Origin of the sequence: Corynebacterium glutamicum ATCC 13032, from assembly GCF_000011325.1 — a bacterium.
Classification (GTDB): Bacteria; Actinomycetota; Actinomycetes; order Mycobacteriales; family Mycobacteriaceae; genus Corynebacterium; species Corynebacterium glutamicum.
In genome coordinates this window covers 2,566,267-2,592,801 of the sequence record NC_003450.3, presented here as the reverse complement: position 1 = coordinate 2,592,801, position 26,535 = coordinate 2,566,267, and the positions used below count along the sequence as shown (strand labels likewise).

21 protein-coding genes and 1 pseudogene are annotated in these 26,535 nt (G+C 55.2%); 12 read left to right on the top strand and 10 right to left on the bottom strand.

Annotated features, from left to right (window positions below):
• Positions 1–3 precede the first annotated feature (3 nt).
• Positions 4–399, bottom strand: a complete 396-nt coding sequence (locus CGL_RS12120; RefSeq protein WP_011015129.1) for a globin — start codon at positions 397–399, stop codon at positions 4–6.
• Between the two features lie 45 nt (positions 400–444).
• Between CGL_RS12120 and CGL_RS12115 the strand changes: the two genes are divergently transcribed.
• Together CGL_RS12115 and CGL_RS12110 are read left to right on the top strand one after the other, a co-directional pair.
• Positions 445–1,230: an ABC transporter ATP-binding protein gene (locus CGL_RS12115; protein WP_011265940.1), complete on the top strand. Its 786-nt coding sequence runs from the start codon at positions 445–447 to the stop codon at positions 1,228–1,230.
• Positions 1,231–1,331: 101 nt separating this feature from the next.
• A complete protein-coding gene (locus CGL_RS12110) occupies positions 1,332–2,492 on the top strand; it encodes a cystathionine gamma-synthase (RefSeq protein ID WP_011015127.1) in 1,161 nt (386 codons plus the stop codon).
• Between the two features lie 3 nt (positions 2,493–2,495).
• On the opposite strand, the gene CGL_RS12105 is transcribed toward CGL_RS12110, so the two are convergent.
• Positions 2,496–3,236: a TetR/AcrR family transcriptional regulator gene (locus tag CGL_RS12105; RefSeq protein ID WP_011015126.1), complete on the bottom strand. Its 741-nt coding sequence runs from the start codon at positions 3,234–3,236 to the stop codon at positions 2,496–2,498.
• 132 nt (positions 3,237–3,368) lie between these two features.
• Here CGL_RS12105 and CGL_RS12100 point away from each other — a divergent pair, with 132 nt between their 5' ends.
• The gene (locus CGL_RS12100; RefSeq protein WP_011015125.1) at positions 3,369–4,079 is read left to right on the top strand and encodes an SDR family oxidoreductase; all 711 of its coding nucleotides are present in this window, start codon (positions 3,369–3,371) and stop codon (positions 4,077–4,079) included.
• Here the strand turns inward: CGL_RS12100 and CGL_RS12095 are convergent.
• From CGL_RS12095 to CGL_RS12080, 4 genes are all read right to left on the bottom strand, one after another.
• Entirely contained in the window at positions 4,076–4,825 is a 750-nt protein-coding gene (locus CGL_RS12095; protein ID WP_011015124.1) for a DedA family protein, read from the bottom strand. The genes CGL_RS12100 and CGL_RS12095 overlap by 4 nt on opposite strands.
• A gap of 209 nt (positions 4,826–5,034) precedes the next feature.
• Positions 5,035–6,588, bottom strand: a complete 1,554-nt coding sequence (locus CGL_RS12090) for an HNH endonuclease signature motif containing protein (protein ID WP_011015123.1) — start codon at positions 6,586–6,588, stop codon at positions 5,035–5,037.
• Positions 6,589–6,871: 283 nt separating this feature from the next.
• Positions 6,872–8,242 (bottom strand): aspartate aminotransferase family protein, encoded by a 1,371-nt coding sequence (locus tag CGL_RS12085; RefSeq protein WP_011015122.1) that lies wholly within the window; start codon positions 8,240–8,242, stop codon positions 6,872–6,874.
• Between the two features lie 51 nt (positions 8,243–8,293).
• Positions 8,294–10,237: an FAD/NAD(P)-binding protein gene (locus CGL_RS12080; RefSeq protein WP_011015121.1), complete on the bottom strand. Its 1,944-nt coding sequence runs from the start codon at positions 10,235–10,237 to the stop codon at positions 8,294–8,296.
• A gap of 146 nt (positions 10,238–10,383) precedes the next feature.
• On the opposite strand from CGL_RS12080, the gene CGL_RS12075 reads away from it, so the two are divergent.
• From CGL_RS12075 to crtI, 8 genes and pseudogenes are all read left to right on the top strand, one after another.
• A complete protein-coding gene (locus CGL_RS12075) occupies positions 10,384–12,093 on the top strand; it encodes a TIGR04028 family ABC transporter substrate-binding protein (RefSeq protein ID WP_011015120.1) in 1,710 nt (569 codons plus the stop codon).
• Positions 12,094–13,035, top strand: a complete 942-nt coding sequence (locus CGL_RS12070; protein WP_011015119.1) for an ABC transporter permease — start codon at positions 12,094–12,096, stop codon at positions 13,033–13,035.
• A 5-nt stretch (positions 13,036–13,040) separates the two neighbouring features.
• Entirely contained in the window at positions 13,041–13,925 is an 885-nt protein-coding gene (locus CGL_RS12065) for an ABC transporter permease (RefSeq protein ID WP_003863669.1), read from the top strand.
• A 3-nt stretch (positions 13,926–13,928) separates the two neighbouring features.
• Entirely contained in the window at positions 13,929–15,572 is a 1,644-nt protein-coding gene (locus CGL_RS12060; protein ID WP_011015118.1) for a dipeptide ABC transporter ATP-binding protein, read from the top strand.
• A 15-nt stretch (positions 15,573–15,587) separates the two neighbouring features.
• Positions 15,588–16,823 (top strand): alkylhydroperoxidase domain protein, encoded by a 1,236-nt coding sequence (locus CGL_RS12055; RefSeq protein WP_011015117.1) that lies wholly within the window; start codon positions 15,588–15,590, stop codon positions 16,821–16,823.
• A 79-nt stretch (positions 16,824–16,902) separates the two neighbouring features.
• Positions 16,903–18,024 (top strand): MFS transporter, encoded by a 1,122-nt coding sequence (locus CGL_RS12050; protein WP_011015116.1) that lies wholly within the window; start codon positions 16,903–16,905, stop codon positions 18,022–18,024.
• Positions 18,025–18,136: 112 nt separating this feature from the next.
• Positions 18,137–18,961 carry a phytoene/squalene synthase family protein gene (locus CGL_RS12045; RefSeq protein WP_042383442.1) on the top strand — a complete coding sequence of 275 codons (825 nt, stop codon included), beginning with the start codon at positions 18,137–18,139 and terminating at the stop codon, positions 18,959–18,961.
• A pseudogene (gene crtI, locus CGL_RS12040) lies at positions 18,958–20,453 on the top strand (phytoene desaturase family protein). Before CGL_RS12045 ends, crtI begins: the two are co-directional and overlap by 4 nt.
• On the opposite strand, the gene CGL_RS15465 reads toward crtI, so the two are convergent.
• Together CGL_RS15465 and CGL_RS12035 are read right to left on the bottom strand one after the other, a co-directional pair.
• Positions 20,450–20,608: a hypothetical protein gene (locus CGL_RS15465; protein WP_011015112.1), complete on the bottom strand. Its 159-nt coding sequence runs from the start codon at positions 20,606–20,608 to the stop codon at positions 20,450–20,452. The pseudogene crtI and the gene CGL_RS15465 overlap by 4 nt on opposite strands.
• Positions 20,609–20,622: 14 nt before the next feature.
• Positions 20,623–21,291, bottom strand: a complete 669-nt coding sequence (locus tag CGL_RS12035; protein WP_011015111.1) for a hypothetical protein — start codon at positions 21,289–21,291, stop codon at positions 20,623–20,625.
• Positions 21,292–21,517: 226 nt separating this feature from the next.
• Between CGL_RS12035 and CGL_RS12030 the strand changes: the two genes are divergently transcribed.
• Positions 21,518–22,495, top strand: coding sequence for a hypothetical protein (locus CGL_RS12030; RefSeq protein ID WP_011265937.1), 978 nt, complete (start codon positions 21,518–21,520; stop codon positions 22,493–22,495).
• A 9-nt stretch (positions 22,496–22,504) separates the two neighbouring features.
• Here CGL_RS12030 and CGL_RS12025 read toward each other — a convergent pair whose 3' ends face one another.
• Together CGL_RS12025 and pepN are read right to left on the bottom strand one after the other, a co-directional pair.
• Positions 22,505–23,590, bottom strand: coding sequence for a type I restriction enzyme HsdR N-terminal domain-containing protein (locus CGL_RS12025; RefSeq protein ID WP_011015109.1), 1,086 nt, complete (start codon positions 23,588–23,590; stop codon positions 22,505–22,507).
• 262 nt (positions 23,591–23,852) lie between these two features.
• The gene (pepN, locus tag CGL_RS12020) at positions 23,853–26,456 is read right to left on the bottom strand and encodes an aminopeptidase N (protein WP_011015108.1); all 2,604 of its coding nucleotides are present in this window, start codon (positions 26,454–26,456) and stop codon (positions 23,853–23,855) included.
• Positions 26,457–26,535: the final 79 nt, after the last annotated feature.

Sequence of the window (26,535 nt, the reverse complement as noted above, 5' to 3'; positions counted from 1 at the left end):
AAGTTAAGCGTGCGGATCGGGGTTGGAATTGATCAGCATATCGGCCGCGCGCACCATATGCTCCCAAATCGCTTCACGCTGCTCCGCGGTCAAATCCACGCCGTCGAGTGCATTGGACATGAGCTGCAGCCAACGCTCCGCTGCGGTGACGCCGATGGGGTAATTGACGTGACGCATGCGCAGACGAGGGTGTCCACGCTGCTCCTGATAATCCTTCGGGCCGCCCCAGTACTGGCTGAGGAACATCTTTAGACGCTGCTCGGCGCCCTCAAAATCATCCGGCGGATACATCGGGCCTAAAATATCGTCGTTGGGGACCTGTTCATAAAAACGGTGGACGATGAGGGAAAACGTTTCCTCGCCGCCCACAGAATCATAAAAATTTTCTGAGGTTGTCATGGGTACCAGTCTAAGCCCTGGCCTTACGCCAGTAAGGTGTTACCCATGCGCGAACTAGCACTCAACATGGCCGGCGTCACCGTGCGGCGCGGCGAGAAATTGCTTCTCGACGATATCTCCCTCTCAATTCCGCAAGGGTCGCACTGGGCCGTACTTGGTCCAAATGGCGCCGGTAAAACCACCATGCTGAAGATCGCAGCCACCTTGCTGTACCCATCGGAAGGCACCGTGGACATCCTGGGGCATCGCTTTGGTCGGGTGGATACTCGTGAGCTGCGGAAAACAATCGGCCTGGTGGACCCGAAGCAAAGATTTACCAACCTGCCGGCCCACGAAATTGTGCTGTCGGGGTTAACCGCCTCCAACGGGTTGTTGCCACGGTGGTCGGCTTCGGCTTCGGAGTTGGAGCGGTGCGCTTTGATGTTGGAGTTGGTGGGCATGACAGCGCGTGCCGATCGTTACTGGGCCGATATGAGCCAGGGCGAAAAAGCCCGCACCCTGATTGCTCGTGCGCTGATTATCTCACCGACCCTACTGCTGCTTGATGAACCCACCACCGGCCTTGACCTGCCCGGACGTGAAACTTTGCTCAGTGTGATTGATGGTTTGCGAGCCGCTCTTCCTGGTCTGACGACAGTGATGATCACCCACCACGTCGAAGAGATCGCCGCCTCCACGACAGATATCCTCATGATCAAGGACGCCCGCATACTGGCTTCGGGGACTGTTTCAGAAGTGATGACTCCTGAAAATTTGGGCGCGCTGTATGACATGTCGGTGTCGTTGGAAACTGTGCGCAGCCGGTGGTTCGCGTTCGATGCTCTGCATTAAAAGGGGCTAGTTTTACACAAAAGTGGACAGCTTGGTCTATCATTGCCAGAAGACCGGTCCTTTTAGGGCCATAGAATTCTGATTACAGGAGTTGATCTACCTTGTCTTTTGACCCAAACACCCAGGGTTTCTCCACTGCATCGATTCACGCTGGGTATGAGCCAGACGACTACTACGGTTCGATTAACACCCCAATCTATGCCTCCACCACCTTCGCGCAGAACGCTCCAAACGAACTGCGCAAAGGCTACGAGTACACCCGTGTGGGCAACCCCACCATCGTGGCATTAGAGCAGACCGTCGCAGCACTCGAAGGCGCAAAGTATGGCCGCGCATTCTCCTCCGGCATGGCTGCAACCGACATCCTGTTCCGCATCATCCTCAAGCCGGGCGATCACATCGTCCTCGGCAACGATGCTTACGGCGGAACCTACCGCCTGATCGACACCGTATTCACCGCATGGGGCGTCGAATACACCGTTGTTGATACCTCCGTCGTGGAAGAGGTCAAGGCAGCGATCAAGGACAACACCAAGCTGATCTGGGTGGAAACCCCAACCAACCCAGCACTTGGCATCACCGACATCGAAGCAGTAGCAAAGCTCACCGAAGGCACCAACGCCAAGCTGGTTGTTGACAACACCTTCGCATCCCCATACCTGCAGCAGCCACTAAAACTCGGCGCACACGCAGTCCTGCACTCCACCACCAAGTACATCGGAGGACACTCCGACGTTGTTGGCGGCCTTGTGGTTACCAACGACCAGGAAATGGACGAAGAACTGCTGTTCATGCAGGGCGGCATCGGACCGATCCCATCAGTTTTCGATGCATACCTGACCGCCCGTGGCCTCAAGACCCTTGCAGTGCGCATGGATCGCCACTGCGACAACGCAGAAAAGATCGCGGAATTCCTGGACTCCCGCCCAGAGGTCTCCACCGTGCTCTACCCAGGTCTGAAGAACCACCCAGGCCACGAAGTCGCAGCGAAGCAGATGAAGCGCTTCGGCGGCATGATCTCCGTCCGTTTCGCAGGCGGCGAAGAAGCAGCTAAGAAGTTCTGTACCTCCACCAAACTGATCTGTCTGGCCGAGTCCCTCGGTGGCGTGGAATCCCTCCTGGAGCACCCAGCAACCATGACCCACCAGTCAGCTGCCGGCTCTCAGCTCGAGGTTCCCCGCGACCTCGTGCGCATCTCCATTGGTATTGAAGACATTGAAGACCTGCTCGCAGATGTCGAGCAGGCCCTCAATAACCTTTAGAAACTATTTGGCGGCAAGCAGCTTTTCAATATAAGCAATGCGAGCCTCCACCATGTAGCCGAAGAGTTCGTCAGAAGTTGAGACGGACTCTTCGACTGCTTTACGGGTCAGTGGCGCTTCCACATCTGGGTTCTCATCAAGCCATGGCTTAGGAACCGGAGCAAACACATCCGGCTTTTCGCCCTCTGGACGATTGTCAAAGGTGTAGTCAGAAGTCAGGGTGAAGCTGAAGACATCAGCCATCATCATCTCCCGGATGATGGTTGCTTCCTTGAGGGACAGCCCGATATCAGTCAAGAACTTCAAGGACTCCTCCGCACCCGCGATTCGCAGTGGGGAAGTGCCCTGAGTAGAGATCTGTTCATCCAGCGCGACCAGAAGAACACGTGGAGTCTCACGGAATTGGTCGCGCAATGAGCTCCACAGCGTATGAATAGATTGCCGCCAATTGTCCGGATCAAGATCGGGCACCTTGATATCATCGATGATGCGCACCCAGACGCGATCAATGATTTCTTGACGATTTAGCACATGGTTATACAGTGCGCGAGGGGTGACACCCATGTCTCGGGCGAGGCGGTTCATGGTCACGGCAGCGAATCCTTCGCGGCCGGCAATGTTTAAAGTGCGCTCCACTATGGATTCGACGGAAAGGATACGTTGGGTGGGGCGTCCAGGACGACGTCCCGTGGAAGTGGCCGCCAGAGTTGACGCTACGGCTGGTTTCATAGTTTCGCTAGGCATGTTATATGACGTTACGCCTTTTTCTACAAGACAACCAGCGTTTTCAGCGAGATACTGGACATATCAACTAAAATCCCTGAATAAAACATCTAACATGGGTTTTATACAGAAAATTCATACGAAAGGTTGATCATGAAGAAGAAGATTGCGGTCGTTACCGGAGCGACCGGAGGCATGGGAATTGAGATCGTCAAAGACCTCTCCCGCGACCACATTGTCTACGCCTTGGGCCGAAATCCAGAGCATCTGGCAGCTCTCGCAGAGATCGAGGGAGTAGAGCCTATCGAGTCCGATATCGTGAAGGAAGTGTTGGAAGAGGGAGGCGTCGACAAGCTAAAAAACCTCGACCACGTGGATACGCTGGTGCACGCCGCGGCGGTGGCGCGTGACACGACCATCGAAGCCGGCAGTGTGGCCGAATGGCACGCACACCTTGATCTCAACGTCATTGTCCCGGCCGAGTTGAGTCGCCAACTCTTGCCCGCCCTCCGCGCGGCATCCGGCTGCGTCATCTACATCAACTCCGGCGCCGGCAACGGACCACACCCCGGCAACACCATCTACGCCGCCAGCAAACACGCCCTCCGCGGACTCGCCGACGCCTTCCGCAAAGAAGAAGCCAACAACGGCATCCGCGTCAGCACTGTCAGCCCCGGCCCCACCAACACCCCCATGCTGCAAGGCCTCATGGACTCACAAGGCACCAACTTCCGCCCAGAGATCTACATCGAACCAAAAGAAATCGCCAACGCAATCAGATTCGTGATTGACGCTGGCGAAACCACCCAGATCACCAACGTGGACGTACGACCACGTATCGAACTGGCGGACCGGAAAGATTAGTTCTGGGGGGCTTCCTGGGCTTCCTGGGTTTTTACTGGGGCTGTCTGGACTGCGGGGTTTTCTTGTGGCTCGGTGTTGGCTTGCTTGTGGCCGTCAGCCAGCTTGCGGGCCATGCCGACCAAACCAGGAACCACCGAAATGAACACGATCAGCAAGAAAATCAGATCAATATTGTTGCGGACGAAATCGAACTGACCCAACGCAGCACCCAAAGCCACCACGCCGGAACCCCACAAAATGCCACCGATCATGTTGTAAATAATGAACGTGCGGTAACGCATGCCAGCCATACCTGCGACCAGAGGTGCGTAAGTACGGACGATGGGCACGAAACGGCACAAAATGATCGTCACGGGGCCATGCTTCTCAAAGAAATCCTCAGTCTGCTTGAGGTATTCCTGCTTGAAAATCCTGCCATCCGGACGATTGACCAGGCGAGGGTGGAACTTGTGGCCAATCCAGTAACCCACCTGATCGCCAAGAATTGCGGCGATAGGGCAGAGGATCAGCACCAGCCACAGCGGTGCAAAAGGGTCAGCCTGGTTAGCTAGGAGACCACCGGTGAAAAGGAGAGAATCACCTGGTAGAAGTGGGAAAAGTAGGCCTGATTCGATAAAGACAATGGCAAGCATCGCCGGAAGAATGAAGCTACCGAACGGGCCGGAGCCGGAAAGAAGTTCCATAGGGTCCAGCCAGGACGGACCTAGCGCAACCTGGGAGACGGAGTCCGCAAGAGTAAAAACCATGGTGGACAGAGTACTCTTGGTTGACTGAATTTCTATACGGCAAAGTGTGACTTTTTAGAAAAATAGGGGTTTATTCAGGGTTGGGGTGGTCTGGTGTTGTATGGGATTGGTGACGTGTTGGTGTGGGCATGGCTGTGCCCGGTATCAGACACACTGGGGCGACTGACAACAGGCACAACAACATGACAACAACTCAGCAATAACAAGGGCTAGAACAATCTGCCCTCATCACCAGGATCCGGCTCAGGACCAGGTGGATCCGGCGGGCTCGGCGGTTCCGGTGGTGGGCCATGATGCTTACGTCTGGCCCACGCACCACCGGAACGATCAGCAGCAGCCGACCGGTTAAACACCGGCCCCTCACCACTTGCTGAGTAGTGACCTACTCTGCCAGTAACGGGATCGCGGTCCATAAACCCTTTACCATTGACCCCACTCCTGGAATCATCGTTGCGTGGGTGGTGATTAAAGCACTGATGCGTGAGATTGACCAGGTTGGTCAGCCCACCTCTCATCCAGGGATCTAAATGATGAACCTCGCACTCTAACTGCGGCCTGTCACAATTGGGTGCCGAGCACACCAACTCAGAAGCAAACAACGCGATGCGTTGAGTCAGGTTCGCTGAGCGCTGCATCCTATTGACGTTCAACGGCTGCCCCGTCTCACCATCGAGGAGCACAGCGAAGTCGTATTTCGCAGCGATGAGGTTCATGATCTCCGCCAAGTTCAATGAGTAACCCGTATTGGTGGGGTACAGGTTGTTAAGTAGACTGCCATCGCCATGATCACCGTGGTTGATCTCATCAAGATCATCGGTGGTCATGGAGATGATGATGCTGGCTGTTCCACCACGAGCTGGGGTGACAATACCGTGGTTGTAGATCTCCATGATGTGATGCAACGCGTCCGCATGGCGTTGCCCGCGGGTGCGCATATCTTCTGCTGCGGGTAGATCCACGAGGTTGCCGCGTTTGGTTAACGGTGCGGTGTTCGCGGTGATCAGTGCTGCGGTGGCTGCGGGCACGAGGCCGCTGATGCGGACCATGTTGTCGGCATCGGGTTTACCTACAGCGAGGTAGCGCCTTTTCATGGCGGTGATGGGGTTGGGGTTGTTTTTATTGGCGGTGGTGACGTGGTGGCGTAGCCACGTGCGGAGGTCTTCTGGGGTGCGCCAGATCGCTTGACTCAGGGCTTGGGTGCGTAGCTCCTCGGCGCTGGGTGTGGTATTCGGGTTGAGGCGGGCGAGTTCGTCGGTGATGATGGCGTGTTTTTCCGCGCTGATCCGTGGCCCACGAGGCTTATCACCATCAGGTTTGCCGTCTTCAGGCTTGTCCGGTTCGGGGTCGGGGTCATCGTCGCCGGAGTCGTCATCACCCGAGTCGCCACCATCAGGACCGCCGTCGGGATTGCCACCATTACCGCCGTTGCCAGATCCAGGGTTTGGCTTCGGTATGGGGTAGAGGGAGTGGGCGAGATTGATGCGGTGGTGGGCGCGTGCTTTGGATAGTCCGAAGGTGGTGGTGAGGTAGTCGATGAGGTGGGTGGAGCCAATGGTGTGGGCGGCGTTGGTGCGTTCGGCGAGGGCTGTGGTTTGGGCGGCGATGGTGGCGTGGTGGTTGATGGTGTGTTCTAGGGCGATGAGGTCGGGCTCGATGGCCTTGTATTGGTCTGGGGTGACACCATGGTCGAGCATGCTGGCCAAATGGTTGTCGATGGCGTTGAGTGCTGTGGTGAGTGCTTGGACGTGTGTGGTGATGCTCATGGTGTCTTCCCCCTTTCCCCGTGTTGTTACCACCCACTCTACCCGCTCACGTGTTCGAATACAAGGGTGATATGCAAACACTTTTTCCTATAGGCTTAACATGCAAGGAAATCCCCTCCGCCGCATTGAATGAGGTGGAGGGGAGCGTCGAAAAGCAAAATCTTTAAACCTGGACCGGCTGCTTGGTCGGTGGCGCGAGCGCGGCTTCGTCGCCGCGGAGCTTGGAGTCGGTTTTTGGGGTCGTAGATATGGTGGTCTGTGCTGGCCTTGTTATCTAGAAAACTTAGAACAACGCCCCAGCGAAGGTCAGCTCGACAGCTTGGGCTGCAGCTTCCACCGCGTCCAGCAGTGCTACCAATTCGTCATCAGTGGTGGTCAGCGGCGGCGCGATGTGGAATCGGTTGCCGGAGATCATCGGCCACACGCCGCGTTCCTTGAATTCTGCAGCACCGGCAGCCATGGCAGTGGCGTCTGCATTGAACTCCACTGCCCAGAAGAATCCGATGCCCCGCACGTCAGCGATCGCTACGTTTTCTTCCGCTAGTTCACGAAGGCGAGGTTCGATCAGTTCAGCGCCAAGTCGAGCTACGCGTGGAATGATCTCTCCTTCCGCGTAAATCTCCAGCGCTGCCTTGGCGGGTGCTACTGCAAGTGGGTGTCCGGAGTAGGTGAGTCCGCCGGAGTATGCCTCTGATCCGAAGGTATCGCGGATTGATTGGGTCATCACGATGCCACCGAGTGGGGCGTAACCTGCGTTAACACCCTTGGCGAAGGTGATCATGTCTGGCTGGAAATCGTCGCCAGCATGCTCGTAAGCAAACAGTTTTCCGGTGCGTCCGAATCCGACCATGACTTCGTCGGCGATGAAGAGGATGCCGTGCTTGTTGCAAAGTTCGCGCACGCCATTTAAGTAACCTGCTGGTGGCAGGATGATTCCTGATGATCCCACCACTGGCTCCAGGACGATCGCTGCGATCATGCCAGCACCTTCAAACGCGATGACATCTTCCAAGTGCTTGAGTGCGCGTTCGCATTCTTCTTCTTGGGTGGTGGCAAAGAATGAGGAGTGGTGCAGGAATGGTGCCCAGAAGTGGTAGATATCTGGGTCGGTGGTGGGGTTGCCCAGGCGGCGGTGTTCGCCGGTGAGCATCATCGCGGATCCGGTTGCGCCGTGGTAGCTGCGGTATGCGGACAGAATTTTGTTGCGTCCGGTGTGCAGGCGAGCCATGCGGATGGAGTGCTCGATGGCGTCGGCGCCGCCGTTGGTGAAAAACACGTGGGAGAATTCGCCACGGGCCATCGACACGATCTTTGCAGCAACATCAGAGCGCACATCATTGCCGAAGGCCGGGTTGATGTTGGTCAACCGGGCTGCTTGGCGCTGGATCGCCTCAACTAATCGAGGGTTGTTGTGGCCTAAGTTTGCCGAGACAAGTTGGGAACCCATGTCGATGAAGGCGTTGCCGTCGAAGTCGTACAGCGTGGAACCTTCGGCAGCTGCCCATACTTTGGGGCTGATTTTGTCCTGCGCGGACCAGGAGTGGAAAACGTGCGCGCGATCGTTGTCGAATGCCCGTTTTTCCTCTTCTTTTGCTTGCACAGATCCGAATTCGATGAATTCACCGTCAAAGTTGGTGTAACCCTTCAATGCCAAACCAGTTCACTCCCCAAAATATTATGAAGTCTTTAAATAACTCACCTCACCCTAGATCAAGCCGAGCTGCTTTAGCACGTGAACGGCTGTTTTGTCGGTTTCTTGCAGCATGAGCGGGTTGGTTCCAGGCATCGGCGAGATGGTGGTGTCGGCCAGCTGCCCATAGGTTGGGATGCCAATCAGGTGCACGCGCGGATCGAGGTTGCCGTTGGGGTGAACCAAAAGTCGGGTTGCCGGATCAACTTCGGGGGAGCCTGTGGGGGCAGCGGTTCCGTCGACGGAATAGTCGTTGAAGGGGCGTACCCGGTCGGCATCTTCCAAAGACAGTGCTAGCGGGTCGGCGTTGCGACGCACATCTGGGTTGTGCATCCACGCGTCGACAAGCACTTTCGATCTCAGCGGCGTATCGCCGGTGGTGGGCGAGGAGATCTGCCATTGACCGTCGCTCACGCTGAGGCGGGGGCGGGCGCCGGCGAAGTGAGCGAGGCCGGCGTCGACAAGCGCAAGAAGTTCGCGGGTGCGGAAAAGCGGTGGGCCGGAGCCGACCATCTGGCCGATCGCCATGACGGCGGCGAAGCGGTTGCGGCGCGATTCGAAGGTCAGGCGGCCTTCCGCGCCCAGGATGGAGCTGGGTTTGCGCGCGGCGGAAATGGACCACAGCGCGGATTTCAGCGGGCTGTCCCAGGCCGTTACTGCATGGCGAATATCGCGGGCCATGCCGTCCGCGATGCGTGCGGTCAGCGCCTCGACGCTTTCATTAATTCCCGCGAGCGGAAATTCCCAAGCATGCAGGTCAAAGACGTCATCGGTGTGCGCGGCGAGTGCTTTAGGAAGCTTATCGACGTCCACCTCATCAATAATTTCCACAATTTTATCCAGACCGGTCCGGATAGATTCTGGGCTTACGCGATCAAGGGTTTCGTAATAGGCTTCGTAGGCGTCGCGAGCAACAGCTGGCCACACTTCCGCATCATAGTTGATGGATGCGACACCACGATTTTGCGCGTTGATCGCCGCGATAACAGCCTTGAGTCGCGCTAGCTTTGCCCCTGGTGGCAGCGATTTGTAATCGGATTTAGGCAGGTAGGGGTAGCCGCGCCCGGAGGAAATAACAAAGTGTGGTTCCTCACCAGATGCCTCGTAGCGCAAACCGGAACGGGTGCTGGGATCCTCGTGGAAGATGCCGCCACGATCGATGGTGGTCAGCGCCATGATATCGAAAAATCCCATGCCCAGCCCGCGGACAAGCACCTGTTCGCCAGCGGGAATGAGGCTGGCATCCTGCTCGACAGGGTTGCCGGGCTTGACCCACACCAGATCAGGGTTCTCCTCCAAAGCAGCCGCGATGGACAGCTCCTCCGCATTGGGGGCGGGGGTTTGCCAGCCGACAGCCAACACAGTGGAATCGGCGGAAATCATCTCAGAATTATCTAAGGTGATCACATCGCGGTCACCATCTTCGCGGATGCCAATCGCGCGCGCATGGTGCTGCTCGACCTTGACCCACTGTGGCAACAGCTGCAAAGCGACATCGAAAGCCCACCGCAGATATGCGCCATAAAGAGCACGGGAAGGATTGGACTGGATAACAGTGGCTGCTAGCTCTTCCTTGAAATCCTCCGCCACGGATGCAGCTGGGGGGTAGGTGCGGAACAGCTCGATGGCTTTTGTAGGAATGCCGCTCAAATCCTCATCGCCGCGCAGCAGGCGAATCCAATCAAATTGCAGTGGTCCTTCCACCACTGGAGCGCTCACCGTAGAGCCTGGCTCTGTGAATAATGTCACCGCACCGGCCAGAGTATTCATGCACAGCGTGCGGGTTTGATCAGTGCGCCACACGTTGCCTGCACCCATCTGGGCATCCTCAATCAGGTGGATGGTCAAGCCTTGTTTGGGGCGGGAAACTGTGTTGAGAGCTGCTGCGATCCTTTCGAGTATGGAAATACCTCTGGGGCCAACTCCAACGATGGCTACCTGCTTATCGGTTGTGCTCACGAAAACTCCTGATCATTAAAATAAATACCCCAATTAGACAGGTTGGTCTGAACCAATATACCGATCAGTCTAAAAGTGTGTTAAGTTCTGGAACATAAATTAGCTGACACGTAAAGTAACTTAAAGATTCACTGGAGGTAAGCCTAGTGTTTAAAAAGCACAGACACGGTCTCGGCTCCCCCGAAACCAAACCACGCTCAATAACCCGCCGGTTTTTCACCGCGGCCGCCGCTACGCTGGCAGGATTGGCAGTCCTGTCCGGCTGCACAGCACAACCCTCACAAGCAGAAGACAACACGCTCACTTACTTAGAGCCACAGTTCTTCCGCACCCTGTACCCACCATCAGCGGGCTTTTACCCCAACGGCAGTGTGGTGAACAACATTGCAGACCGCTTGCTCTACCAGGATCCTGAAACCTTGGAACTCAAGCCGTGGATCGCCACCGAACTCCCAGAAGTAAACGAAGACGCCACGGAATTTACCTTCAACATCCGCACCGATGTCACCTACTCCGATGGCACCCCGCTGACGGCTGAAAACGTGGTGAAAAACTTCGATCTCTATGGCCTCGGCGATCAAGATCGACGCCTCACCATCTCTGAGCAGATCACCAACTACGACCACGGCGAAGTAGTAGATGAGGACACCGTCCGATTCCACTTCTCTGAGCCTGCACCTGGTTTTGCTCAGGCCACCAGCTCCTTCAACGCTGGCCTTTATGCCGATTCCACCTTGGAGTTCGCCAATGAGGATTTCGCCCCAGGCAACGCCCAAAACGTCATCGGCTCCGGTCCTTTCGTGATCACCGATGAAACCCTAGGCACCAACCTCACCTTGACTGCGCGTGAGGATTACGATTGGGCACCACCATCACGCGAACATCAAGGTCGCGCGAAGCTTGACGCCGTCAATTATGTCCTCGCGGGTGAAGAATCCGTCCGCATCGGAGCCATCGTTGCTGGCCAAGGTGATATCGCCCGCCAGATCGAAGCGCCAGTGGAGGCACACCTGAAGGATGCAGGCATCCCGATCATCTCCGCAGCCACCAACGGTGTGAACAACAGCTTCAACTTCCGCTTCAAAAACGAGCTGCTCTCAGACATCCGTGTTCGCCAAGCTCTGATCCACGCGATCGACCGCGAAAAGATCATGCGTGTGCTGTTTAGTGATTCCTATCCGCTGGCAACTTCTGTGCTTGCGCAAAATGCACTGGGCTACAAAGAACAAGTAGATGCCTATGTCTACGACCTAGACAAAGCAACAGCTCTGCTTGACGAAGCCGGCTGGACCCTTGATAGCGACGGCATGCGTCGCAAGGACGGTGAACTTCTAGAGCTCACCTTCAACGAAGCCCTCCCACAGCCTCGTTCACGCGAAGTTGTCACCATGGTCCAAGAACAGCTCGGTGATCTGGGCATCAAGGTCAACCTCAACCCAGGTGACCAAGCAGCCCAGGACGCTGACTCCAAGGATCTCAACAAGATCCAGGTTCGCCACACCATGGTGGGTCGCGCAGACTATGACGTGCTGAAATCCCAGCTGTACTCCACCAACCGCAACGAGCTGTTGAACATGACCGTGGAAGGGGAGACCGCCGATATTGGCGATCCTCATTTGGAGGAACTCCTCATGGCTATTGCATCCAGCCCACGCGAAGAGGACCGTGCAGCAGCATCTGCCGCAGCACAGGATTACATCACCGAGCAGGCATATGTTCTTCCACTGTTTGAAGAGCCAGTTGTCTACGGCGTGCAGCCTTACGTGAAGGGCTTTAGCCCCGAAGTGATCGGCCGCCCCAGCTTCTATGAGACCTACATTGACCATTCCAGCGACCATTCCAGTGAGGAGGACTAAATGACTACCTCGCAGATTCTGCGCCGCATCGGCCAAGCCGTCTTGGTCTTGTTGGTCACCTTTACCTTGGCGTTCATCATGCTTTCCGCCCTCCCTGGCGATGCTGTGTCCGCCCGCTATTCCAGCCCTGATTTGGGTCTGTCACCTGAGCAGATCGCACAGATCCGTGAATCCTATGGTGCCGATGAATCCCTGATCGCTCAGTACTTCTCCACCTTGGGTGGCTTCCTTGTAGGTAACTTCGGTTACTCCGTACAAACCGGAACTGCCGTGGCAACCCAGCTGGCAGAAGCCCTACCAGGCACCTTGACCTTGGCTATTTTGGCATTCTTGCTCGCAGCCATTTTGGCACTGGTTATTTCCATTCTTGCCACCATGGATCGCTTTGCATGGATCAAGGGCATCTTCCAGGCTCTGCCTCCATTCTTTGTGTCCCTTCCAAGTTTCTGGTTGGGCATCATCTTGATCCAGATCGTGTCCTTCCGCCTTGGTTGGGTCCCCGTTATTGGGACCACCCCGGCACAAGGACTGATCCTGCCGACCATCACCTTGTCCATCCCAATTACCGCTCCGCTTGCACAGGTGCTCATCCGCTCGATTGAAGAGGTCAAGGCACAACCGTTCATCGCGGCTGTTCGTGCTCGCGGTGCGGGTGAAATGTGGATCTTCTTCCGCAACATCATTCGCAACGCCCTTTTGCCAACCCTGACGATTGCCGGCATCTTGTTTGGTGAACTAGTCGGTGGGGCCGTGGTCACCGAGGCAGTGTTCGGCCGCGCTGGACTTGGCCAAATGACCGTCAACGCAGTGGCCAACCGCGATATGCCAGTGATGCTTGCCATCGTGGTGATCGCAGCTGCTGTTTATGTTTTGATCAACCTCATCGTGGATTTGTTGTACCCAGTCCTCGATGCCCGTCTGCGCCGCAGGGAAAGGGCATAAGACTCATGAGTAATCCTCCTATTTCACCCAAAAAACCGGTATCCGCTAATCCTCGAACTGGATCCGCTGACCCGGCACGCAAGCGTAAAGCGTTGGGCAATCCTTGGACGAGGCCTGCTGCTGTTATTTCCATCGTGGTACTCGCCGTTGCGGTGCTGATGGCACTTGTTCCTGGACTGTTTACCTCCCAGGATCCGTTCACTGGCGATGATGTGGCGCTGCTTGGGCCAAGTGGCACCCACTGGTTTGGTACCGATTCCGTGGGACGCGATCTCTACAGTCGTGTTGTTTACGGCGCGAGGGAAACCCTGCTCGGTGCACTGATCGCAGTGCTGGTTGGTCTGATCGTGGGAACCCTGATCGGACTGCTCGCAGGTGCACAGCGCGGTTGGGTTGACACTGTATTAATGCGTTTCGTGGATGTGCTGTTGTCCATCCCGGCACTGCTGCTCAGCTTGACTGTCATTATCCTTTTGGGATTCGGCACCATGAACGCAGCGATCGCAGTCGGTATTACCTCTGTTGCCACCTTCGCGCGTCTGGCGCGTTCCCAGGTGATGACTGTTGCAGGTTCCGATTTCGTGGAAGCTGCATACGGTTCCGGTGGCACCCAGGCGCAGGTGTTGTTCCGCCACATTCTGCCTAACTCTCTGACCCCAGTGTTTGCTCTTGCAGCACTGCAGTTCGGTTCCGCGATTTTGCAGCTGTCCGTGTTGGGCTTCTTGGGCTACGGCGCTCCGGCACCAACACCAGAGTGGGGTCTGCTGATCTCTGATGCCCGCGACTACATGGCGACCTCATGGTGGCTGACTGTGCTGCCTGGTTTTGTCATCATCGCCGTGGTTATGTCTGCCAACTACCTAAGCCGCATCATTCAGAAGGAGGCATAGAAAATGACTACTCCCTTGTTAGAGATCAACGATCTGGTTGTCTCCTATCAAACTGCTAAAGGTTTGGTGCATGCTGTCAACAATGTCAGCCTGGAGGTGCACCCTGGCCAAATCACCGCGATTGTTGGTGAGTCCGGTTCTGGTAAGTCCACCACCGCTCAGGCCGTGATTGGTTTGCTGGCTGATAATGCTGAAGTGGATTCTGGTCGGATTTCTTTCAACGGCCGTTCCCTTGTTGGCTTGAACGCACGTGAGTGGAAAAACGTTCGCGGTACCAAAATTGGTTTGATTCCGCAGGACCCCAACAACTCTCTGAACCCGGTGAAAACTATCGGCGCTTCAGTGGGGGAGGGCTTGGCTATCCACAAGCGTGGAACCGCCGCCGAGCGCAAAAAGAAGGTCATTGAGCTTCTAGAGCGCGTGGGTATTGATAACCCAGAGGTCCGCTATGACCAGTACCCGCATGAGCTGTCTGGTGGCATGAAGCAGCGCGCGTTGATTGCCGCTGCCATTGCACTTGAACCAGAGCTGATCATTGCCGATGAGCCCACATCTGCGCTGGATGTGACCGTGCAGAAAATTATTCTCGATCTGCTGGAAGACATGCAGCGTGAATTGGGCATGGGTATTTTGTTCATTACTCACGATCTAGCCGTGGCAGGCGATCGGGCGGATCGCATCGTCGTCATGCAAAAAGGCGAGGTGCGCGAAAGTGGTTACGCGGCTTCGGTCTTGACCGACCCCCAGCATGAGTATTCCAAGAAGTTGCTTGCCGACGCGCCCTCCCTCACCATCGGCGAGATCCCCACGCGAGTTCCGGCCGTAGATCCGGAGGTAGCGCAGGCCAAAGGCCCGCTTCTGGTAGTGGATAAATTCCGCAAGGAACACCAACGAGGCAAAGAAGGAGCATTTGTTGCCGCAAATGATATTTCCTTCGAAGTACTGCCTGGCACCACGCATGCCATCGTCGGTGAATCCGGTTCTGGTAAAACCACGCTTGGCCGCGCGATCGCGATGTTTAATACGCCGACCTCTGGTTCCATTTCAGTAAGTGGCAAGGACATCACCAACCTGTCCAAGGCCCAGCAGCGGGAACTGCGCCAGCAAATCCAGCTGGTGTACCAAAACCCGTATTCTTCCCTGGATCCTCGCCAAACCATTGGCTCCACCATCGCGGAACCTCTGCGCAATTTCACCAAGGTGAGCAAGCAGGAAGCCGACGAAAAGGTGGCACACTACCTGGAACTGGTGGCGCTTGACCCGGCTCTTGCCACCCGTCGCCCACGTGAGCTCTCTGGTGGTCAGCGCCAGCGCGTCGCCATTGCTCGTGCCATGATTTTGGAACCTGAATTGGTGGTTTTCGACGAAGCCGTATCCGCGTTGGATGTGACTGTGCAGGCACAAATCCTGCGCCTGCTCGACGATCTGCAACGAGAGCTAGGCTTGACTTACGTGTTTATTTCCCACGACCTGGCTGTGGTCCGTGAAATCTCTGACACTGTGTCTGTGATGAGTCGCGGCAACCAGGTGGAACTTGGAAAAACCGCAGAAGTATTTAACAACCCGCAAACCGATTTCACTCGCCGACTCATCGACGCGATCCCAGGATCGCGCTATCGTGGTGGCGAACTCAATCTTGGACTATAGGAGCAGATCTTAAAAATGTCAGATCTCATCGACATGCTGGTTGGAGAAGACCTCCCACAGCTGCGTGACAACCGTCCCCAAGCTCGCGACAATGCACAAAAGAGCTTCGAAGCTCTGCTCGAACCGGTCAACCCAGGAACCTTCAGCTTCGGCGAGCGTTACGCCGTGGCCACCTATGTTGCAGGTTTGCACCAATTCGCGCCAGCTGTAGATCTCTACCAAGATTTGCTTCTCGACGACGCCCCAACCACCCTGGCAAACGCCGTCTCCGATGCCATCGACGAGGGCCTATCCGCAGGCCCATACGGCACCTACCGTGAACCTGGACTTGAGTCCGAATCAGAGCCAGGCGGATCTGTGCGCAACGATGCCGCCAAGCTTGGCGAGCGACTTGCAGCAGCATTTGATTACGCACACCTACTAGTTTTCCACCCCCGTGATTCCCGCCCCGAGGTCCTTGGTCGACTCTCCGGCGCTGGCTGGAGCGCGGATGACACCGTGACATTGGCTCAGCTGGTGTCGTTCCTGGCATTCCAGCTGCGTGTTGCCTACGGCCTGCGCACCCTCAAAGGTGAAGACATTCAGGTGAAAGCTCCTCGCCTGAGTATTCCTGAAGCGAAGTGGGAACTGTCCAACAACGGCTTTGAGATCTCCACCTATGAAGAACTCAACCGCCCTGAAGCGTTTGTGAACCACTCTTTGGGCTGGAAGCCATGGGTACCACCAGTAGCAAAGGCAGATCTCACCGAAGAACAGCTGGATTCTTTGATCCAGCCTGAGCGCGCTGATATGCCATACTTCCGTCTCTTGGCACGCGATCCTGCAGCATTGAAGGCGCGTACCCTGACCGATCTGGATATCTTCTTCAACACTGACGGCGAAGGCCTAGGACGTGCAGAGCGTGAACTCGGCGCCACCGTTACTTCCCGCTACAACGGCTGCGTGTACTGCGCATCCGTGCACGCAGGACGTGCTCAGGAAGAATCCGGTCGAGCTGATGATGTCAACGCACTGTTGGCAAGCATCGACTCCGATCTGGGTTCTGACCAGTGGAATGTCATCCGTGACGCTGCTCGCGCACTGAGCTCCACCCCTGCTGCTTTCAACCAGGGATGCATCACCAAGCTGCGTGGCGTTGGATTCAGCGACCTGCAGATCGTGGACTTGATCAACTCTGTGGCGTTCTTCAACTGGGCGAACCGCCTGATGTTGTCACTGGGTGAACCCGAAGTGCCAAAGCGTTTCCTGTAAAACGCATAACCCCGAATACCCCCTGTTTCCAGATCCAAAAAAAGATCTGGCAGGGGGTTTAGGCATAGATTAGGAACTTATGAAGAAACTGCAAATGGCGGCCATTTTGGTCGGAGGCTTTGTGGGGCCGTTTACTGGCCAAGCTCTATCAGTGGTCTTGCCGGAATTTGCAGACACCTTTGATATCAGTGTCAGCCAGGCAGCGCTGACCATGACCGCATACTTGTTGCCCTTTGCCACCATGATGTTGTTTTCGGGGCGCATCACCAGAAAGATCCATCCGCATAAGGTGGTGCAGGCGGCTTATATTGTCACACTGCCACTTGCGCTGTTGCTCCTAGTTACACCATCGTGGGGGCTGTTTATGGCTGCGTATGCCACGATTGGTATCGCTAATGCATTTACCACTCCGGTGCTGCAAATTATGTTGCGTGAGCTTGTTCCGCCGCGTTCTTTGGGTAAGGCATTGGGCACCTATGCTGCGATGCAATCACTCGGCATGTTGTCGGCGCCACTGATCGCAGGTGTGTCTTCGGTGGTGTCGTGGAGGTTGACCTTCCTGGTCACTGCAGCAGCGTCACTGTTTATTTTGGTGGCGCGACTCCCCGTTGTTCCACCACCATCAGCATCGAAGCAAAACGTTAGTGGCAAGGTGCAGTGGGGACCGACCATCATCCACATGGTTTCCGGCTTTGTGGTGGGCATCGGCATCATCGGCATTGGATTCATGACATCGCTGCACGTTGGCGAGCAATTCGGACTTGATGCTGCAGCGCGTGGTTTGGTGGTCATGTGTGGTGGCCTGGCTGCGTTCTTTGCCTCCCGCAAGATTGGCGATTTGGCAGACAAATTTGGTGTGCGCGCGGTGCTCATTGTCAGTGCTGTCATCGGTACCATCGCACTCGCACTGCTGCCGATCGCACCGTGGATCATTGTGGTGGCCGTACTGTGGGCCTTCGCAGTAGCAGCAGCACAAGGAATCCAAGCAACCGTCAACTTGGCTGTCATCGGAAGCCCCGGTGGATCATCGCTGCTTTCTACCGTGCAGGCTTTCCGATTCTTCGGATCAGCGGCAGCACCAGTGACATTCCTTCCTATCTATATGGGCATCGGCTCGGGGGCGTTTTGGGTCAGCGCGGTAGCGCTGTTCTTCGTTGCCATCGCCCAGTGGCTCAACCCGCAGCGGGTGGAGCGGGGCTGAGGGAGACGTCGAGAAGCGTCCCTTTCGGTTGTCTGGATTTCTCGCGGTAAAGTTTCCTGTGAAGGAGGCGAGTGTGGCTGATCAGCAAGATTTTTTGGGCCGTTTTGATGCGATGAGCTCAAAGGCGACGGCCACGGTAATCGCCCATTATTCCTCCAGTTTTACTCTGGCATCGAAGCTGTTGTCGCCGAAAATTCGTCGCGATATTGAGGCATTGTACGCAATGGTGCGAGTGGCCGATGAGGTTGTGGACGGCGCTGCTGCTGCCGCGGGGTGTGCGCCGGACGCCGTTGCGGAGATTTTGGACAATTACGAACGCCAGGTTCTGCTCAGTTTGTCCGTTCCTTTTCATACCGATCCAGTGATCCATGCGTTTGGCAATACCGCCCGCAAATGTGGTTTTGAGCAGGCTCACATCGTGGCGTTTTTTGATTCCATGCGCCGCGATCTCTCCCAAACCTCCTATGATCCGACTCAGTTGGATGAGTACATTTACGGCTCCGCTGAGGTCATCGGGTTGATGTGTTTGAAAATTTTCCTCCAAGATTCCACTGCCAGCCCGCAGGATCGGGCCACGATGGAACACGGCGCCAGGCGTTTGGGTGCGGCATTTCAAAAGGTAAATTTCCTGCGAGATCTAGCTGAAGACCGCGAAGGCCTAGGCCGTTCTTATTTGCCGGTATTCACCGAAGAAATGCGCGATGAGATCGTTACTGATATCCGAGAGGATTTGGATGCCGCCCGGCTGAGCATTCCGCTGCTGCCATTTGGCGCGCGAACCGGTGTGCGCGCCGCGACCGATCTCTACGGTTGCCTCGTGGACAACCTGGAATCCGCGTCCCTCGAAGACTTAAAAAACGGGCGGATTCGGGTGCCGTCTATGAAAAAAGCCAGCCTGGCAACCAAAGCAATGTGGAAAGAAGTGTTTCAAAAATGACAAAAGCAGTGGTCATCGGCGGGGGACTAGCAGGACTAGCCACCACCGCACTGCTCTTACGCGAAGGATATGAAGTCCACCTCGTCGAACAAAACGAGCACCTCGGCGGCCGCGCCGGGACCTTCGAACTCGACGGCTTCCGCTGGGACACCGGCCCCAGCTGGTACCTCATGCCCGACGCCATGTCCCACTTCTTTAAGCTCTGCGGCACCTCCATCGACGACCACCTCGACCTCGTGCCACTTGAACCCGCCTACCGCGTCATCGACGACCACGGCGAATTCATCGACGTCACCTCCGACATCGATGCGATGGCCGAGCTTTTCGAATCCCGCGAACCCGGCGCCGGCGCCAAACTGCGCACCTATATCGACTCCGCCACACAGGTCTACAACCTGGCCATCGACGGCTTCCTCTACACCAACTTCACCAACTTCATCCCATACTTAAGCCCCGGCATGCTGCGCCTTTTACCCAAACTTCTAGCAAGCCTGTCGACCTCGCTAAAAGTCAAGGTCAACACCCAATTCCGCGATACAAAACTGCGCCAAATCTTAAGCTACCCCGCAGTTTTCCTCTCCTCAGACCCTTCGCACACCCCGGCGCTCTATCACCTCATGAGCCACACCGACCTCGTCCAAGGCGTCTCCTATCCCCGAGGCGGCTTCACCGCCTTCATCAAGGCACTAATTTCGCTTATCGACGACGCCGTCCTCCACCTCGGCACCCCCGTCAGCGCAATCACCACCCAAGGCCGAAACGCCACAGGCGTCCAAGTCGGCTCAGAGTTCATCGAAGCCGATATCGTGATCAGCTGCGCTGATCAGCACCACACCGAAACCCAACTCCTACCTGCTTCGTTGTGCGCGAAGCCGGAGACGAGCTGGAAGAACAAACAACCCGGCCTCAGTACTGTGCTGGTTTTGGCAGGCGTGAAGGGGGAGCACACCCTGCTTTTTCCTCCGACTGGGACGAAGATTTCCGCAAAGTTTTCGACGGCTCCACCCCAGAATTCCCGGCTTCAGAATCCATCTAGATCTCCAAGACCTCCGCAACAGATTCCGATGCCGCACCCGAAGGCCACGAGAACCTCTTCATCCTGGTCCCAGTACCCGCCGATGTCTCCATTGGTCACGGGTCCGCTTACGGAGAAGAATCTGACATGGTGGGCCGGATCGCAATAGCAGCAGTGGCTCAAATTGGGCGATGGGCTGGCATTGATGGTTTGGAAAGCCGCATTGTTGTGCAGCGCACCATCGGCCCTGCCGACTTCGCAGACCGATACAACTCCTGGAGCGGCGGGTCCATTGGCCCCTCACACACCCTGGCACAATCGGCGTTCTTTAGGGGTTCTAACAAATCCCGCAAAGTAGATGGCCTGTATGACGCAGGTGACACCACAGTTCCAGGGGTGGGCGTATCTATGTGTTTGATCTCTGCAGAAAACGTGCTCAAGCGTCTCCGCGGGGACAACAGTGTGGATCGGACTTAACGGGACTTTTTTCTTTTGCTCTCAAGCAGTTTGTCGATCTTCACGATCAGCTCATCAGCCTGCTTAATGAAAGCACGATCACGGGCATCTGTTATTTCGACAACTTTGTTATTGCGGGAACGAAGCGTAATTAATTTTGGATCACCGCTGGTCATGACATTGATTGTAGTTAGTCAAACCAAAGACTAGCTAAGAATCCCAGATCTTCATGCTTGTAGGTAGTGACTTGGTCAGAAGCGACTGCGAGAGCCTTCAGTAGCTCTTCGCTTTCTTCAGGGACTCGAAGCAGCAGATCCGCGTCGTCTTCTTCACCACCAAAAGCCAGGGCCTCGACGCCCCAACTGTTCTGCCACACCCTAAGTACGTGTGACATTTCAAATGGTTCACCAACATTCATGCAGCCGAGCCATTCACACGCTGCTGGGACTTGCCAATTCGGGCAATTGATTGCCATTAGACCCCAGCCCTCTTCCTCGGAGAAGATGTCATCTAGTGAGTCGGCTTCTTCAATTGGTTGCGGCTCACGATCATCATTGGGCAGACCTTGGGAATTTAGATCGAAGGTGCTCAGTGAAGACACAGCGAATTCATCCGTGAGTTTTGGTAGGCTGTCGCCTTCATTAGTGATGTCTTCCAATTCGACATCCTCAAGATCGGTGTCGCTATTCCACCATCCCCAGGTGATCAGTGACCAGCCAGCTGCTTTAGCTTGCTCAAGCTGTTCTGCGGTGGGCAAAGTGAATTGATCAAAGAACATATAAGTCAGGCCACGGAATTCTTTGGTGCCACTGATTTCAGGGAACACTTCACTGGTGAAAACATCAGGAATCGTAGACATGCTGCCACTTTCTTTTTTGAGTCGTTGTGGTGAACTCTAACTGAGCCGAATGAGTCTTGCTGGAGTGCTGTACCCCCGAAAAGGAGCGGTATCCCTTCATTCCTTTCCTCAACGAACGCAAGTGAATTTCTGGTGTTACCCTCGGGTAATTGTAAAAAATTCATTGATTAAAAACGATCAGCCAATTGGCATGCTCAGACTCCTTGTGAAGAAAGTGACAGTTTCGATGACCGAAAATCTTGATAATGCGTTGCTATCCATGCGGATGAAACCTGTACAAATGGCGCTTATGACACTGGGCTACAACCATGACATGGCGGTGACCGATTCCGGTATGGAACTTATAGTGCGCCGCCCAGGGCTGACCGTGAACTTCAACTTGGATTCGGTCACCTTGTGCATCGTCGCTGATTTCATGTGGCATGGCTGTGTCCCTGCAAAGAAACAGGCAGAGTACCTGCGGGCCGCTAATGAATTCAACAGGCCAACCCGTGATCTGCAGGTGGTTTTAGATGAAGCTGATTCAAAGAACATGACTGTGCGAGGTCGTGAATTCTTCTTCTCAAGCGTCGGCGCAACGTGGGAACAGTCGGCAGAGTTCGTGCACTACTGCATGAATGATGTGGCAACGACTTTCGTGTCTTGGTGCGAACAAATCTGGCCGAAGTTTTCCCCTGAACGCGTAGAGTTCAACGCAACTCCTCCAGATGTGGATTTCGAGTTCTCTGAAGATCAACTCAAAGAAGGCAATCCCTTCGGGCTGATTGACGAACCCACCCCGCTGGTTTCTTTGGATCGTATCTACCAACAATACGAATTAATGGGTGCGGATCAACTCAAGATGGGGGAGGACTTCGTTGAGTATCTGCATATGGGTCAACGTGTCAGTGCATGGTTGACCGATGGCAACAACGGCAGCGATCGAAAAACCCTAGCGGTGTCTTCCGGTACAGGTGTGAAAATCAAAAACAAGAAGCAACTTCAGGAACTTCTTGGACTGTGCAACCTGTACTCGAAAGAACATGTACTGGTCACAGTATTTGCGGAAGAGATCGAAAACGGCGCAAGGTGGGGTATTTTCGCCGAAGCACGCATCGATCTACCGGCAGGGTTAAACGATCATCAGTTGTGGGTATTCCTCGCCAACTCCAGCAAATGGACTGCAGAGGTGTGCCTGACCGTGGCACACCGACTGCAGAACTAAAGGCAGAACTTAAGCGTTCAATGCTACGACGCGGGAATGCAGAAGATCAGCGTGGTTGTAGATATCTTCGATGGATTCCAAATCAAAGTGTTCCTGCTCGCCTTCAGCATTGAAGATGCCGATGCGTGGAATCTTGCGATCAAAGTAGAAACGGGCGATTGGCTTTCGGTTGTTGTCTTGGAAGAGAATAGCGCAGTAGGATTTTGCGTCACGCATGGTGATTTCTTGTGCCGATACCTCTGAGCAGCAAATTGCACGGACAATTGAATGACCGTGGATTTCCTCTTCTGTCGTCACGATTTCTGAAACCACTTCTTCGATTACTGCTTCGTCCTCTGCTGGTGTTTCTGCATCAGCACCTTGTGTTTGGACAGGATCCTCAAAGACTTGGGCGGAGCGCAATCTACGATTGACCTCGTCTTTGAGGAACTGGGAAGACGCAGTATTAACCAAGCGGGTGAAGAATTCCAGATTTTGTGCAGTCATACGCTTTGTGGTGACTGTCGCCGCAAGCATCTTGACGATTTCTACGTCAGGTTCTTGGAATTGATTCGCGATGACTTTCTTCAATTCAGCAATGTACTTCAGTTCTTCAGCGTTGGCGGCTAGCGCTTGTGGGTTGAAATGCTTGCGGGTACACATTTCCAAATGAGGGAACTGACGGGCATCAATATTGTTCAAATCCAAGGTCATGAATGGTTTTGCATCCATGCGGTTGGCTGCATCGAGTTGTCCATAGAATTGGTAGATTTCGCCGTTGGTGAGAATGGCAAATTCGGTGTCTGTGACATTGAAATAGCGGACGAGCTGGTTAGCGTGATCGAGGCTGAGTGGGGAGCCGACCTTTTTGCATTCGATGAGGAAGTGGAAATCATCGCCGGTTTTGATAGCGAAGTCGACCTTCTCACCCTTTTTGACGCCAACATCAGCAGTGTATTCCGGAATGACTTCACGAGGATCAGTGACGTCGTAGCCGAGAACGTTGCTGATAAAGGGGATGATCAGTGCGGTTTTGGTGGCTTCTTCAGTCTCGATGATGGGCTTTAGTTCCCGCACTCTTGCGGAGAGTGAAGTGATTGCTTGCTCGATGGACATGAAAGTTTTTCCTGGTCGTAGAGTGATCGATTCTGGATCTCCAATGCAATGTAGCAGTGTTGGTGGACACCTGTCTGGGCAATTTCGAACAGGAGTTTTAGGTTAACTTGGGCGATTCTTAGATGCCGGTAGAACTTCATCTAACGGACATATTTGGTCAAGGTGCTTTGTGTTTTGTTCATTGTTTTCCCATGCAAAAAATCCTGGCACATTGCGTGTGATGCAAACATGCCAGGATTTTTTGGGATTGAGAATCTTTTACTTACGCAGCATCTGCCGCACGGTTGCGCAGAGCACGGGCAGTGCGGTCGAGGGATTCGGAAACAATTCGCTTGATGCCTGCGACATGTTCGCCATCAAGAAACTCGTCGGTACGCTTGAGACCCTCTTCGGAAACGTTCCATGAAGGGAACAGTCCGAGGACGATCTGCTGTGCCATTTCGCCGGAGAAGTTCGCCCACACATCATCAAGGATTTCGAAGTACTGCTCGTTGTAGGCTTGCAGCAGTTCAGAAGAGCCAGTGAATGTGAGGCCTTCAATCTTGTGGCGCAGCTCCAGGTTGGATAGGCCACTATCAACTGCCGTGACATGCTTGTATGCAGCAGCCTTCACTTCTTCAGTGTTCACAGCGGCACCGGCTCGAAGTGATGCGAGGAAGGAGGCACTGGAGTTGTCGCGGGAAAGTTCAGCGGCGATTGCATCTTCGACAGCCTCGATGTCACCACGGGCGATAAGCGCAGTCAGTGCCCACCAACGCAGGTCAGGATCCACGGTCAGGCCTTCGACGTTGCCGGCAAGAATGTCGCGGAAGTAATCGGCAGCAGCATCATTGAGCGTTGCTTTTGCCAGAGCCTGAATGAACGCCAACTGAGTGTCGGAGTCTGGTTCTGCGGAGCGAGCACCCTCAAGGAAAGCATCGGCCAGCAGGTCATTTCCAGTTGCTTCTGCCCACGCTGGGTCGGCGTAGCTCTTCAGCGCAGAGGTAGCCTGCGCGAGAATGCGCTCCAGCACAGCAATTTCAGTTTCCGCAGCAGCGCCACGAGCAACCAGCGCGATGAAATCACGAGCCTTCATCTGACCAGCGCGAGTCATCTCCCACGCAGCGGACCACACCAGCGTGCGAGGCATAGGGTCGCTGAACTTATCAATATTGTCGATGACAAAATTGCGTGAATCATCATCCAGATCCAGCAGCGCATACGTCAGATCATCATCGTTGACCAGCACGAAGTCAGCCTGCTCAAGTCCAACGATCTCTTCAACGCTTGTCGACGCGCCACTGCAGTCAAGTTCTACTCGTGCGTAGCGGTTGAGGGATCCGTCGACAAGCTTATAAAGACCCACCGCGATGCGGTGAGTCCGCAGCTCACCGGCACCCGGCGCGGCGCCGGTCTGGGTGACGGAGAAGGAGGTGTATTTGCCGTTGTCGGTGGTGAACTTTGCGCCGAGGGTGTTGATGCCGGTGGTCTTGAGCCACTGGTTTGCCCAGTCGGAGAGGTCGCGGCCGGAGGACTGCTCGAGGGCGCCGAGCAGATCATCAAAGCTGGCGTTGCCCCATGCGTGGTTGGCAAAGTGCCTGCGTACGCCTGCCAGGAATTCCTCACGGCCAACGTATGCCTGCAGCTGCTTGAGCACCGAGGCGCCCTTTGCGTAGGTGATGCCGTCGAAGTTCTGGTCGACAGTCTCAATGTCGTATCCGTCAGAGAACACCGGGTGGGTGGAAGGCAGCTGATCCTGCTGGTACGCCCACGACTTCTCCACATTGGCGAAAGTCACCCATGCAGTGTTGTATTCAGTTTCCTCAGCCTGAGAAATTGCCGCGGACCAAGTGGCGAAGGACTCGTTGAGCCACAGATCATCCCACCACTGCATGGTCACCAGGTCACCGAACCACATGTGAGCGAGCTCGTGAAGGATGGTTTCAGCGCGGCGCTCGTAGCGGTAACGGGTTGCCTTGGATGCAAAAACGTACTCATCGCGGATGGTGACAGCGCCGGCGTTCTCCATCGCGCCAGCATTAAATTCAGGGACGAAGATCTGATCGTACTTGCCGAATGGGTACGCCACACCGAAGTTGCGGTGGTACCAATCAAAGCCCTGCTTCGTTTCGGTAAACAGACGCACCGCATCAAGATCTTTAGCCAAAGAACTGCGGCAGTAGAGAGCAAGCGGAACAGTCAGCTCAGTTGGCTGATCGGCAGGTGTTTCTGCATGGTGGGTGAGCGTACCCTTCCAGACATCGCACACCTCGTGGTAACGACCCGCGCACACCGCAATCAGGTAGGTGGAGAGGGGATAGTCCACTCGGGAAATGTGGGTATCGTAATCAGTGTGCTGAGTGGAAACCTGCTGCTCAGAGTTGGAAATGATCTTCCAACCCTTAGGAGTTTTGATGTTCAGATCATAGGTAGCCTTGAGGTCTGGCTGATCGAAACACGCGAACATACGCTTGGCATCGGCGGTCTCAAACTGGGTGTACAAATACACCTCATTGTCTGCTGGATCCACCATGCGGTGCAGGCCTTCACCGGTGCGGGAATAGGGGATAGACGCCGTTACCCGCAAGGTGTGCGCGCCGGGAGTAAGACCCTTCAGGGCGATGCCGAACGTCTCGTCGTAGCCGTTCTTGCCAAGGGTTAGAGCCTCATCTTTGATGGACACATTGTCCAGGCGAACCTCCTCAACGCTTGCTGCGCGGAGATCAATAAAGGTATCGCCAGCCTTCCTGACAGTGAAGCTGACAACGGTGGAGGAACTAAAAAACTCATCACCGTTGTTGAGATCAAGTGCAATGTCATAGTTTTCTACACTCAGTAACCTCGAACGATCCGAAGCTTCCTGTCGGGTGAGATTAGTGGACGTCAATTTAATGCTCCTTGAAATTTGAGGGGGCGCTACCCTTAGAAGGTGCGCAATGACACCACGATAGTTCGCGCCTAGTGTG